This is a genomic window from Pedobacter sp. UYEF25, from assembly GCF_054061655.1.
Map to the genome: position 1 here is coordinate 39,930 of NZ_JBSSEL010000008.1, position 14,250 is coordinate 54,179.

8 protein-coding genes and 1 pseudogene are annotated in these 14,250 nt (G+C 39.4%); 2 read left to right on the plus strand and 7 right to left on the minus strand.

The features are described from left to right. Nucleotides 1-187: 187 nt before the first annotated feature. From ACVWYG_RS09320 to ACVWYG_RS09340, 5 genes are all read right to left on the minus strand, one after another. Nucleotides 188-1,249, minus strand: a complete 1,062-nt coding sequence (locus ACVWYG_RS09320) for a class I fructose-bisphosphate aldolase (RefSeq protein WP_457269925.1) — start codon at nt 1,247-1,249, stop codon at nt 188-190. Then, a complete protein-coding gene (locus tag ACVWYG_RS09325) occupies nt 1,246-3,630 on the minus strand; it encodes a phosphoketolase family protein (protein ID WP_457269926.1) in 2,385 nt (794 codons plus the stop codon). The genes ACVWYG_RS09320 and ACVWYG_RS09325 overlap by 4 nt, the downstream gene beginning before the upstream one ends. Before the next feature lie 751 nt (nt 3,631-4,381). Further along, nucleotides 4,382-5,164 carry a hypothetical protein gene (locus tag ACVWYG_RS09330; RefSeq protein ID WP_457269927.1) on the minus strand — a complete coding sequence of 261 codons (783 nt, stop codon included), beginning with the start codon at nt 5,162-5,164 and terminating at the stop codon, nt 4,382-4,384. Between the two features lie 318 nt (nt 5,165-5,482). Next, a complete protein-coding gene (gloA2, locus tag ACVWYG_RS09335; RefSeq protein WP_457269928.1) occupies nt 5,483-5,872 on the minus strand; it encodes an SMU1112c/YaeR family gloxylase I-like metalloprotein in 390 nt (129 codons plus the stop codon). A gap of 120 nt (nt 5,873-5,992) precedes the next feature. Beyond that, nucleotides 5,993-8,260, minus strand: a complete 2,268-nt coding sequence (locus ACVWYG_RS09340) for a GH92 family glycosyl hydrolase (protein ID WP_457269929.1) — start codon at nt 8,258-8,260, stop codon at nt 5,993-5,995. Nucleotides 8,261-8,632: 372 nt separating this feature from the next. On the opposite strand from ACVWYG_RS09340, the gene ACVWYG_RS09345 reads away from it, so the two are divergent. Continuing rightward, complete coding sequence (locus ACVWYG_RS09345; protein WP_457269930.1) at nt 8,633-8,902, plus strand: DUF3072 domain-containing protein; 270 nt, start codon at nt 8,633-8,635, stop codon at nt 8,900-8,902. A 191-nt stretch (nt 8,903-9,093) separates the two neighbouring features. On the opposite strand, the gene ACVWYG_RS09350 is transcribed toward ACVWYG_RS09345, so the two are convergent. Beyond that, a complete protein-coding gene (locus ACVWYG_RS09350; RefSeq protein ID WP_457269931.1) occupies nt 9,094-10,017 on the minus strand; it encodes an alpha/beta hydrolase in 924 nt (307 codons plus the stop codon). 145 nt (nt 10,018-10,162) lie between these two features. Continuing rightward, the gene (locus ACVWYG_RS09355; RefSeq protein ID WP_457269933.1) at nt 10,163-11,956 is read right to left on the minus strand and encodes a hypothetical protein; all 1,794 of its coding nucleotides are present in this window, start codon (nt 11,954-11,956) and stop codon (nt 10,163-10,165) included. A 297-nt stretch (nt 11,957-12,253) separates the two neighbouring features. Here ACVWYG_RS09355 and nagB point away from each other — a divergent pair. Continuing rightward, nucleotides 12,254-14,179, plus strand: a pseudogene (gene nagB / locus ACVWYG_RS09360) (glucosamine-6-phosphate deaminase). Nucleotides 14,180-14,250: the final 71 nt, after the last annotated feature.

Here is a 14,250-nt window from a genome sequence, read left to right on the forward strand (position 1 = left end):
TTTAGTATCAAATCATTTACTCGTCCTCGTCTTCTAATACTTTCCACGCACCTCTTTTAATTATCAATTCCGTCTAATTTGTCTATGTCAACAATACTTTTGTCAAACAATTCACTAGCTAACGAGGTATTAGTAAAAAAAATTCAGTTAGGGTTTCAGTGTTAGTTTTTGTCAAAACAAATACTGTCTAAGAGTGAGTTAGTGAACAATCGCCGTCTTCCTGCCAAAATGCCTGCTCTATTTTGCTATTGTAGTGGCCCATATTGGCTGCTCTATTGCATTTGGATCTGTGTTTCAGCGAACGTTGTGCAGCCGAAATGTTCGAGTTTTTTCCTAGCCATTTTTCTAAAGCAGGCTGTTGCAGTGCCCTTCCGAACGAGAATGTAAGTGTCCATGGCAGCTGAGATTTATACTTTTTCTGCATTGCGTTTAATCTTGCCGATGCGACTTCTGCATCCTGTCCGCCGGACAAAAATGCAACGCCCAGGACGGATTTAGGTACTATCTTTAGCAAGCAGTTTACAGTAGCTTCTGCTACAACATCAATCGGATCTTGAATCTTAGCACCTAATCCTGGTAAAATCATATTGGGTTTAAGCAGCATCCCACTTAACAGTACATTGTGTTTATAAAGTTGTTCAAATACAGTTTGAAGTACCTGCTCAGTTACTTCCATGCATTTTTTCAATGAATGGTTTCCATCCATCAATACTTCCGGCTCTACCGTAGGGACTAAACCAGCTTGCTGGCAATATTTTGCATATTGCGCTAAAGCGATTGCATTTGCCTTTATGCAGTTTGGAGTAGGAATGTCATTGCCTATCGCCATTACCGCTCGCCACTTGGCGAAACGTGCGCCGATATCGCTGTATTCTTTAAGCCGTGCCGGTAAACCATCGAGGCCTTCCGTTAATTTTTCACCTGGAAATCCCTTCATTGCTTTAGCGCCAAAATCTACTTTAATTCCAGGGATGATATTCGCATCAATAAGCACTTTAATAAATGGAGTGCCATCTAACTTGCGCGCTCGGATGGTTTGATCAAACAAGATAGCTCCGCTGATGCTTTCATTGAGGCCAGGGGTTGTCAGAATCATTTCCCGATAGCTTCGTCGCATTTCTTCAGTTTGCGGAATTCCTAGAGCCGCAAAGTGTTTATTACACGTGCCAATGCTTTCATCCATTGCCAGAAGCCCTTTATTGTCATCCAAGAGGGCTCGCACTGTTTCTGTCAGCATCGCTTCGTTCATGGCTTAATGCTCCATTCCCAATTAACAATTTCGGGCATGTCTTCGCCATGTAGATCTATAAAGTGTTTATGTTTGATCAATTTATCTTTCATCATTTGCTTTAGATAGTCTCCTTTAGCACCTAGGTTTGCCACACGATCTACTACGTCTTGCACCAAATGAAATCTATCAAGATCGTTTTGCACACGCATATCAAAGGGAGTAGTAATGGTTCCCTCTTCCTTATATCCGCGCACGTGTAAATTGCGGTTGGTACGGCGGTAAGTTAGGCGATGCACCAACCATGGGTAGCCATGAAATGCGAAAACGATGTGCTTGTCTCTGGTAAATAGCGAATCATAATCATGGTCGCTCAGTCCGTGCGGATGTTCACTTGCGGATTGCAGCTTCATTAGGTCAACCACGTTAACCACACGGACTCTCAAATTGGGGAGGTGCTCGCGAAGAATAGAAACCGCTGCCATAACTTCTAGCGTCGGTGTGTCTCCGCAACAGGCCATAATTACATCAGGTTCAGATTCTTGATCATTACTAGCCCATTGCCAAATTCCAATTCCTTCGGTACAATGAATAATTGCCGCGTCCATACCTAGCCATTGCGGTAAATTATGTTTACCTGCAACTACCACATTTACGTAGTTTCTACTGCGTAAACAATGATCAAAAACAGATAGGAGACAATTTGCATCGGGCGGTAGATACACCCGTACTATATCTGCCTTTTTGTTAATTACATGATCAAGAAATCCTGGGTCTTGGTGGGTAAAGCCATTGTGGTCTTGCTGCCAAACGTGTGATGCAAGAAGGTAATTTAACGAGGCAATAGGTCTCCTCCAAGGCAATTCTTTAGTGACTTTTAACCATTTGGCATGCTGGCTAAACATCGAATCAACAATGCGGATAAAAGCTTCGTAGCTATTAAAAAGTCCATGCCTGCCAGTTAGTAGATAACCCTCAAGCCATCCTTGGCATTGGTGCTCGCTAAGCTGCGAATCCATTATCCTTCCCGAAGGTGATAAGAACTCATCATTTTTTTCTTCTTTTGCATCCCATTGTCGGTTGCTTGTTTCAAAAACTGCTCCCAATAGATTTGAAAGCGTTTCATCGGGTCCGAAGATTCTAAAATTGGTTCTGTTAAGATCGATAATGTCTCTGAAAAAATTTCCCAATATAGTGGTATCACCCACTTGAACTGCCCCTGGCGATGGAATATTTACAGCGTGAACTCTAAAATCGGGCATACAAAGATCGTGTAATAATAGGCCTCCATTGGTATGTGCATTTGCGCCCATTCGTTTGCCTCCTTTTGGGGCTAATTCTGCTAATTCTGCGATCAAAGCGCCGTGCGCATCAAACAACTCTTCAGGCTTGTAGCTTTTCATCCAACGCTCTAACTGACCAAGGTGTTGGGGGTGTTTTGCATCTACCAAAATTGGCACCTGATGGGAACGAAAAGTTCCCTCGTTGGGCAAACCATCAACCATTTTAGGGCCGGTCCAACCTTTTGGTGAACGCAATACAATCATTGGCCAACGAGGTCTTGTATTGTCTCCATTTACTCTGGCATTTTCTTGATGTTCCTTAATTGCAGCTATTGCTTTGTCCAAGGTTTCGGCCATAAGTTGGTGCATCTTTTCGGGATCGTCGCCCTCAACAAAGTAAGGTGTCCATCCGCAGCCTTGAAAAAACTTTTCTAATTCGTCATGTTCAATTCTGGCAAGTAGGGTGGGGTTGCTTATTTTATATCCATTTAAATGCAAAATGGGCAAAACAGCACCATCTGTAATTGGATTAAGGAATTTGTTCGATTGCCAAGCGGTTGCCAATGGCCCAGTTTCTGCCTCTCCATCTCCGATTACACAAGCCACGATAAGCGCCGGATTATCAAATGCAGCGCCAAAAGCATGGCTTAAAGAATAACCTAATTCCCCCCCTTCGTGGATGCTACCTGGCGTAGTTGGAGCCACATGACTTGAGATGCCGCCTGGGAAAGAAAATTTAGTGAAGAGCTTTTTCATTCCAGCTTCATCTTGAGTAATGTCTGGATAAACCTCTGTCCACGTCCCTTCTAAGTAAACATTTCCTACCAAAGCGGGTCCACCGTGTCCGGGACCTGCCACATAAAACATGTCTAAATCGTATTTTTTGATCACTCGGTTTAAATGAACATAAATAAAATTTTGTCCGGGAGTGGTCCCCCAGTGTCCCACAACAAGTGGCTTAACATGCGCAAGTTTCAAAGGCGCTCTCAAAAGGGGGTTGTCGTATAGGTAAATCTGTCCTACAGAAAGGTAATTCGCAGCCCGCCAATAAGCATTCATTTTATTTAACAGACTTGGTGACAATGTTTCAACCTTAGGGCTGATTAAAACTTTTTCCATTTTATACGATTTTTAATGTTCATTCATTTAATGCCTGCACCCAAAACCTGTTTAAGCCCTTGGTTGGGGTTAATTCAAAAAGTTGGAGGACGCTAATGAAATTAGAAAATGTGTAGAGGTGGTGCAATGGATTTTTTTCAGCAGAAACGTAAGGCATCAAACATAAACGCAAAGTTGATTTTTAAACGATGGAAAATTTTGAACGTCCTATCTCGAGCATCAAAATTTAAAAGTATTTCAAAAAACATCTGTTGATGTTTTTATTTTGAGGGACCTATAGGGAAGTGAGCTCATCCGCAAAATATGATCTTGTCAAATAAATGTTTTTATCAATTTTTTAGAATTATCTCAGTTCAACACTATTTTTGCTCTTCGTTTTCTACTTTTTTATAAATTTTGCCAACATTTTCCTTTGCAAATCTGTCTTATAAACACATTATTGCAATAACAAATAGCTGATGTAAAGGTGCGTTTCCTTTTATTTTAAGCGTTATACAAATTGCTAAAATAGTTACATTATTCACACATTAAAACTGCCCTTATATGTAAAATTTGGTTGTACAGATCCAAAAACATTGCTTTCGATAGATGGGAAAACGAATATGGACTAAATTGGCAACTAGAGTGCTTATATAGAGTAGAATTTACGAAGCGAAGTCATGTAAGGATGATTTTCGAATAGCAATAGCTCTAATTTTGGTAACAAAGAATAGTTTTTTATTTGGAAGGGTTTTTTACTAATTTTTATCGTTTACATGCGATCAATACTGCGTTCACGATCTTTCAACCCACTAATCGCGATAAAAACGAAAATAATTGTTGCAACGGCATAGCAAGTATATACAATTGACTTACTTCCCGTTACATTGTTGTTTGCTACCGAAATAGCAATTAATGCCCAAATACCTACAATTCCATATTCTCTAAGATTTCGCGTCTTAATCATAAAAATGTTTACTAAACCCGCTACTAAAATCATTACGATAGCCCAAGACGGATTAGAAATTCCCCATCCATCCCAATTAATTTTAGTGAGGTACGCGGAAACGTTTGCGATAAATGCTACTGAAATCCATCCAAAGTAAAAAGCGAAGGGCCAAAAAATAAAAAGATATTTTGTAAGGGGATAGCTGTCGAGTTCCATACGGGTGTTCACAATAATTTTAAATAGAGAAAAAAGAATGATTCCCATAATAATTACCGATGTGCCAGTATAATCATATAGCCAAGCCAAAACCCATAGGGAGTTTGCAATACATGAAATGACAAACCACCACCCGATTTTTAATAGCATCGGTTCTTCCGCCTTTTTTTTAAAAAGCCCTCGCCCAGTATAAAAAACAAAGCCAAATAGGCCCAGATAAATTATTCCCCATATTGAAAATGCATATCCCGCAGGTGTGAAAAATGTAAAGTATTTATCTGACATGGTTTTCATTGTATTGCCATTAATTATGCCTGTGTTGGAAAGATAATTAATTAGCACAGTAATAATTAACGCTAGGCCGTTGGCTACAGGAAGTATTTTTTTCATAATAAATTTCGACTATCGACTTATAGAATTCGGCTCGATTCTTTAACCGATGTTGTGGTTGCCTAGAGTTCGAGACCTGCTAACAATAGTTGTCCTCATCAAATATAGTTAAAAGAACAAGACAACTAATGCCCATTTAATCATTTGCCTATTCATTTGTATTGGAATGCGTTAAATCATTTGTTGAGAGAAATTTGACTTCTTTTGATCAGCTAATTTTTAAAGGTTGATGGAGGACTAGTTTGCAGATCGCTCGATTCCGTACGAAAGATTTTCGAACCTATTTATTTGCACTGCGAATGGATGTCTTCGCAACCTTTAAATTTCATAAAGCTCTATGGGTAGATTGTCTGGGTCGGTCAGAAAAGTAAATTTCTTTCTAGTAAATTCATCTATTCTCAATGGTTCGGTGGAGATGCTTTTGGCGTTCAGCAGTTTAATACATTCCGCTATATCTGCCACTCCAAATGCCAAGTGTCGTAAACCTGTCGCTTCAGGTCTGCTTGGTCGGTTCGGCGGATTTGGAAAGGAAAAAAGTTCAATCAAATAACTCCCATTCAACGACAAATCAAGTTTATATGATTGTCTTGATGCTCGATAAATTTCCTGAACTATTTTAAAGCCCAAGATTTCTACGTAAAATCTCTTTGATTTTTCGTAGTCTTCGCAAATAATGGCGATATGATGAAGTTTATTAAGCGTTAACATATTGCATCATCCAAATTTATGTAACCTAATTTTAATACTAATGGACTTACTAGGCTAAAATATTAATTTTTTTTTTGATTTAGAATTATTTGACAGGAGCGGTTAAATATTTTCAACAAGCTATAGTTTAGGCATGTCAAACGATGGCGGAATGGCCTCTTTTCCTGTTGCCCAATCCTTGTTTGGTCGTTCGCCCATTGTTAGTTCCAATATGCCTCCTTCCATTAATTCCGCGTGGCTAAACCAGGATTTATTCCACAGTTTTCCATTTAATTTTGCGCTCTGAATGTATTTATGCTCCGGTGCATAGTTTTTACAACTTACTGTAAACGTTTTCCCGTTTCCCAATTTAATCGCTGCTGTTTCGAAGACAGGACTTCCAATTACATACATCGGCAAGCCCGGAGTTACGGGATAAAAACCAATCTCAGAAAACACTACAAACGAGGTCAATCCTCCGCCGTCCTCATCTCCTGGAATGCCCATTAAGTCATTTCTAAACCATTCTTTAAGCAGTGTACGAACCCTTTTTTGCGATCGCCACGGTTGGCCAGCATAGTTGTACAGATATGGAATGTGCATGGCAGGCTCATTACCCATAGAAAACTGCCCTACGTTGCCACTATGATCGGCATAAATGTGGTAAAAATCAGGTCTTCCCATACCTAAAGGAGTGCTAAACATATTTTCTAGGGCAGCTACAAAAGCATCTTTTCCGCCTATTAGTTTTATGAGGTCTGCGATGTTATGCTGAACATCAAACCGATAAAGGTATCCGGTATTTTCATCGTAGGCATCTCTACCGCCTATGCCCGGTGGGAAGCGGTAATCTAAATTCGGCATGAAATTGCCCAAAGAATCTTTAGGGTGAAAAAACTTTGTATCTGGGTTAAAAACTTTGCGATAATCTTTACTGCGCTCAGAAAAATAGTTCTCATCAATTTTATTGCCAATGGCGCCGGCAATTTTAGAAAGACACCACTCATCGTAAACTGTGCCTAGTGTAACAGCAATCGGCTGTCTGCGCTCCCAACCATTTACTTCTGGAACCGCCTCTTTTTCGCCCGGCGCAAGCGATGGGAAATAGCCATGCACTTTAAAAAACCTATCGAGTACACCAGCTGGTCTAGCCGACCACGGAGCCAGCGTTTTTTCAGTAATTGCCGCTTTTGCAACCGTGTACGCTTCTTCTAAGTTAAAGCCCTTTAGTCCTTTACTCTGTGCATCGGCAACCATAGCAACTGCATGGTTGGAGTTCATCCGCCGGCTGTCGCCTGTAACTTCCGGAAAGTTGGGCATCCATGCTTTTGTCATCTGCTCGGTCATGGTTACATAAGAATTAATCATATTGCTTTCCATTTCTGGCTCAATAATCGTTCGCAGCGGATGCGTGGCCCTGTAAGTATCCCAAATCCAATCGTCTGTGTAAAAAGTCTTCCCTCCATCGTCGTGTACTTTCCCGTCGTAAGCGCTAAAATAATGTCCGTCTTCAGAAATAGAAATCATTCGCTCATAAGTGCGGTAAAGCGAAGTGTAAAAAACCACCTTAGCATTTTCATCTGTTCCGCTAACCATTATCTTTCCTAGCGTTTTGTTCCAAACATCACGTCCTTGTTTCGCAACAGCGTCTAAATCATAGTTCTTAATCTCTCTTCTAAGGTTTTTTTCGGCCTGAGTAACACTTATAAATGACACACCATAACGCAACTTCAGCTGTTTTGTCTTGTTGGGAAACTGCATCACATAATGGGCGTTTCCACCTTTAGTTGTATTTTCCTCTACACCAATTTTATCGCCTTTTTTTGTGCCAATAGCGATGGGTGTTACGTCTGTTTCCAGATAAATATACACTTTGGTATCGTTATCTAGCTGTTGATATCCACTAATGCTGGTAGGCGTTTTTGTCAATTCCCCGTTGCCGGTATTGACGATTAAATAGGTGTCTTTTTTAGGATTGAGAAAGTTGAACTCATAGATTCCGGATTGATGGGAAGGAGCGTACTTGACGGCAATTTCTAACTCATCTAAATCTACACTGTAAAAATATGGTTTAATTACTTCATTGTCATAACTCAACTCTGTGACGCTTTTAATTTGCTCCACAGTGCCTTGATATGGACTTAGATTAAAAGCCGAACTTCCACGGTGACTTGTCACCACCAAAGGCAGGCCATTTAAGAAGTTTCCTGTAAAGTTTTCTCTTTCAGGATAAACCCGCAACATGCTATTGGGTAAGTGTATGGTTGGATAGGTGGGTACGAGCAAATGGCTAATGTTGCCAATGTAAGGATTTACGTAATCAACAGGCTCCTTAATGGTCTGGGCAAATAGTGATGATGAAGTGGTTAATAGTAGGATGAACAATCCCTGGATGCTGATTTTTTTCATGTGCTCCAAATTTAAAAAAATTCTTAAATACAAACACTAAAACGATTTATTTTGTAAGCGCTAATTATAGGTTATTGTAAAATTGATCTACGAGTTTCAATTTAAGCTAGGGCAGTTAGAGAATTTCGACACCTAAATGGTAAATTAGGCACCTCTACAATAATTTTCAATCAGCTAGGATTAGAGAACTAAAAAGCTAGTATAAAGCTTTTTCTTTTTTTCATGCTTTTTGGACTTGAGCGTTTTATGACATCCATAGACCATATTTAGTAAGCTGATTTTATAAATTACCAACGCTTATTATTGAACTTTCTTCCAAACAATACCACTAACAATGTGTTGTTTGTAGGGTAAAATTTAAAAGAAGAGGACATGATTTATAAAGACAAAGATGCTGCACAAGATAATCAACACCATAATGTTGAAGATGAAAACAATTCACAAAGCTCAAATACCGTTAAAAATCCAGACGATTGGACAACAGGCGATGAGTCAATGACGGGAGCTCAACATTCTTATCTAAAAACACTTTCTGATGAAGCTGGGGAGGAATTTGACGAATCTCTTAGCAAAGCGGAGGCATCGAAGCGAATTGACGAGCTTCAACACAAAACCGGACGAGGTCTTAAAGAAAACGACTAAAAATTGGTTTTTATGGGCGTCTAAAAACTGTTTTTTGAGGTTTATCCCTTAAGGCGTTGTTATCGATTATTTTATTAGGTCTAGGTTTGCACACTTAAAAATAGATTAAAAAATCCATTAGATAAGTTGTTGTCAAACTTTACTGGTATTTATAGATGCGCTATATGCAGACACCAAGGTTGATACTTAACTTATCTCCCAATAAAGCCATTGCTTAATAGCCATTTTTTGCATTCATCCATCCATTTAGATGTGGTTGTGTGGTTATTTAATCCATAGCCATGCCCGCCTTTTGGATAAAGAAGCATCTCAGCTGGGACGCCTTTGCTGTGCAAGGCTAGGTAAAAATAAATGCTGTTTTCAACCTTAACTACATCATCATCGTCAGCCTGAACCAAAAAGGTAGGTGGGGTATTTTTAGTGACCTGCATCTCATTAGAGTATTCATTAATTGTGGTTGCGGATGGGTTTTTTCCAATCAAGTTGTTTCTAGAGCCCATGTGTGTAAGACTATCCGTAAAACTAATAACTGGATACCCTAAAATCATGAAAGCCGGCTTGAAACTGATCTTTTTTGCGTTTAAAATATAGCTTCGTTGAAAATGTGTGCCAACTGTTGCAGCTAAATGTCCGCCGGCAGAAAACCCAGCAATACCAACTTTTGCAGTATCTACGCCCCATTTTTTCGCATTTATTTTGATGAGTTGTATTGCGCGTTGGGCATCCTGCAAAGGGCCAATGTTTTTATCAATCATACTTTCGTCAGATGGCATGCGATATTTTAGGACAAATGCTGCAATACCCATCTGCTGAAATGCTTTAGCAATCTCGAAACCCTCATTATTTATCGCTAAAACTTCATATCCGCCACCTGGGCAAATAACTACCTCAGTGCCGTTTGCATTGGTAGAGGTTGGCAAAAAAGCAATGAGTGTTGGCTTAGTGATGTGTTTTAAGAAATAATTTTCTCCGCCCCAGCTCCCTCTTTTTTCAGTCACGGTATCCGGCTTGGAATTTGGAATCGCGCCCTCGTATAAAGGGATTTCTTGTTGCGCGAATGAAGTTAAACTTAAAAAGCTTAGTAAAATGACAAGGGAGAAAAAGTAGGGTTTCATAAATTAGATTCAGTCGGAAATCAACTGTTTCCTACAAGTTAATTCACAAAACTGGATTATGCAAATTTTAAAACTCCATATTTTTGCATTGGTTGTAAACTAGTAGATGCGCGGTTGATTAATTTTGTTAAAATCTACGTATCTCTCAAGCCATTTTTATCACTTTTAATGCATTCAATCTAGCTTCCAATTCATCTACTTCTATTAGAAAATTATTAGAGAAGTTTTTTTTCTGGATTTTTAAGTTTTTAAAGAGCGATTTATAGTAGTCGATACCTACTTGCAACTGTGCAGAAAAACCAACGAGATACCTTTGTTTTTTTGTGTCCATAGTTTCCATGTTTAACTCTAAATCTTTCTTTAGATAATCTATGTAAAGCACCAATTCGTTTATAAATATATGTGGTCTGTTTACGCCTTTTAGCAGGTTTTTATACCCATAAATGTGCTTTATCATTTCCTCCAGCGAAAATATACCTTTAAAATAGGCTAAATTCGGTCCGGGGCAAATGGTTACCGCTTGGTTTTCTTTAGGTTTAAGCATGCCATTTTTGAGGTATGCTGAAGTTACCAGACCTTGGCACAGACATGTTTTTTCTGTAATTGCATCAAATTTTTGCCGGAATATCTCTTGCGATAAATTTTCAGTTTTTAGCGCCTTGATTTTTAGAAACTGGTATTTCCTAGAAGCCGTACAAATCGGTTCGGCGGTAAATTCTGTATTTGAAACCAGAAATTTCTTAGTGCAGGGACTACCCGGCCTATCTCTAGCAATCCGTTCTAACCGTTGTTTTTCACCAGAGCTTTTGCCGAAATTATTGAACGGAATCCCAAGTGGAGAGGATCCGCTTATAAAGAAATCCGTAGCCTTCGCAGAAACCAACTCCCTTAATGTGGTCTCGTCTACGTTGGTGGTTTCTGGCACGAGTAAAAATGGACTTCCCCAACCGGCTGCATCTAAATTGTAATGCGTTAAAAAAAATGCATGCTCTTCTGCTGTACCAATACCACCCTGTACAGTTACTTTAAGCGGCGGTATATGTGTTAAATTAATGTCTTTGTGGGAGAGTGCTTGCTGGTAAAGCCCAAATATTTCTGTCTTCATAGCGGTGCGTTTTACCCTAAATTCTTCTAAAATGGGACCCAACAAAAATCCTTCCGTTGCAAACGCATGTCCGCCGCAATTTAAACCAGATTCTACCCTAAATTCAGATACCCAAATGCCTTTCTTTGCTAAAAATTTTGCCTGGATAAAGGCAGAGCGAAAATCGCTAACTTTCAACACTACTTTTTTATTCAGGCTTCCATATTGATCTGGGAAAAAATCGGCAAATTCTTCTAAATAACTATATAGCCTTGGATTCATTCCCGCAGAAAGTATAATGGAAGAGTTTAAATCGCTGTTTGCAAAACCGCGTAGAGCTGCCAACGCATCGTTGAAAATTTCAGGTAGCGCTTCTGCGTTGCCATTAAAGTTCATTTTATCTACTTTCGACATAATGTTAACATCAATTGCGCCTTTGTGCATTTGCGAGCGAAGTTGGTGTTGAAGTTTTAATTTTTCGCACAAATGCTCTGTTGCAAGCATCTGTCCATAGGTTTTGCGCTGAATAGAACTCTTCGGCAACAGCTCAAAGTATCGGCAGATATCGCTATTGGGGGTAAAGGTTTGTGTGCGCAAGTCGTCGAATTGCCGATCAACCAATTTGCACATTAAATTAAGATAAGCAGTAATTCTCTTTGCTCTGCTGTCATTTTCGTTTTCCTCGATCTGTGAGAAAGGGATTCCGTTTTTTTTGCAATGATATTCTCTCATCCGCTCTATTGCAATGTCATCAACAATAGAAACGACGGAAGAAATGCCATATCTGGCAATTTTGAGTGGAGTATCGATAGAATAGCCCAATCCTAAAACTGGAATATGAAAGGTATGAATCATGATTTTGAAATTAATCACCGCGAAGGACGGATAAAAAGCCCTAAAAAAAAGTGATGAAAATCACTGGTAAAAGTTGTTGATGTCAAAACTTTAGATTGACTCGAAACGTTACAAAATCGGTAAAAAGCTAAGCAATTTAAAAAGGATTGCTATTCAACTGCAGCGGTACGTGTATTGGAAATCAGATAAAAGTGATTTAAATTTTGGAAAAAAGTGTGGATGTGTACGAAAACATATAAATATTTTTATATTTGTTTTTGATGCAGAGGGATAGTAAATTTTAATGTAAAATATTTTATGAGTACAGCAAGGTTAAATATCTTAGAGGAAACCCGATTTGAAAAAGTTCCCGTTACCATATATCAAGATGAGCTGGCTGCATCTATTCAGGTGGCAAAAAGGATCGCATTGGTTATTAGGGCAAAAGACAGGTCAGCAAAAAAAACTGTTTTAGGCCTTGCTACTGGTGCATCTCCTATAAAAGTATATCAAGAATTAATCCGGCTGCATAAGCAAGAAGGATTGAGCTTTAAAAACGTAATTACTTTTAATTTGGACGAATATTATCCGATGAAACCAGATGCTGCCCAAAGTTACGTGTCTTTTATGAAAGCCAATTTGTTCGATCATGTTGACATCAACATGGAGAATGTGCACATTCCGAATGGTGAACTCGAGGAGAACGAAATGTTTGATTTCTGCACAAACTATGAGGCGAAAATCTCTTCTTACGGTGGTCTAGATATACAAATTTTAGGTATCGGAAGAACCGGTCACATTGGATTTAATGAGCCTGGCTCAGCGCCAAATTCGGGTACTAGGCTGGTAACACTAAACGATTTGACAAGAAGAGATGCTTCCAGAGATTTTGGAGGGAAAGAAAATGTTCCCACTAAAGCCATTACAATGGGTGTTGGAACAATTTTTAAGGCGAAGCAAATTATTTTGATGGCTTGGAATCAGAAAAAAGCCTCTATAATAAAAAAAGCAGTAGAAGGAGAGATTTCTGCTGAAGTACCCGCAACTTATCTACAACTATCGGACAATGTAGAATTTGTGCTTGATAATGATGCCGCATCTGATTTGACCCGATTTGCTACGCCTTGGTTGGTAAAAGACTGCGTTTGGAACCTGCCCATGACTAAAAAAGCCGTTATTTGGCTTGCCAAAACCTTGAATAAACCGATTTTAAAGTTAACCGAAGAAGATTATAACAACCACGGCATGGCGCAACTGGCCACAGAAAAAGGCCCGGTTTATAATGTGAACATTGATATTTTCAATAAAATTCAGTACACCATAACAGGATGGCCAGGAGGTAAACCAAACGCTGACGACTCTCAACGACCGGAAAGAGCGCAACCGGCCAAAAAGCGATCTATTGTATTTTCTCCCCACCCAGATGATGATGTAATTTCGATGGGTGGCACTTTTATCCGCTTGGCAGATCAAGGACACGATGTGCACGTAGCTTATCAAACTTCTGGAAATACCGCTGTTTGGGATGACGATGCCCTCCGTTTCATGGAATTTACGATAGATTTTTGTAAATCTCAAAATCAGCCAAATGAAACACTTTTGTCGGTATACGACACTACTAGAGCGTTTCTGGAAACAAAAAAACCAAATCAGCCTGATAACGAAGCGCTTAGAACGGTGAAAGGACTGATTAGGAAAGGCGAAGCAATTGCGGGAGCAAGATTTGCCGGCCTTAATGATGCCCACATTCATTTTATGGATATGCCTTTTTATGATAAAGGGAAAATCAGTAAAAACGTATCTTATGAGGACGATATTTTACAAACGATGGCATTATTAGACTCAGTTAAACCACATCAAATATTTGCGGCAGGTGATTTTGCAGACCCTCACGGCACACACATTGTTTGTTTTAACATTACTTTAGAGGCAATTACCCGCTTGAGAATAACCGAAGAATGGGCAAAAGATTGCTGGCTTTGGCTTTATAGAGGCGCATGGCATGAATTTGAGATTGATGAAATCGAGATGGCTGTTCCACTTTCTCCTAATGAAGTGTTGCGAAAACGGCAAGCTATATTTAAGCACCAATCGCAAAAGGATATTCCTGTTTTTCCGGGTGACGATGCTCGGGAGTTCTGGTAAAGGGCGGAGGATAGAACTCGAGAAACCGCTAAAGCATACAATGATTTAGGTTTGGCGGAATATGAAGCCATTGAGGCATTTGTGAAATGGAAATTTTAACTTAGAGAATAAAAAAATACGCATAATTTTAACACTAACCCAATATTAGTCTTTTCTACCGCACTACCATA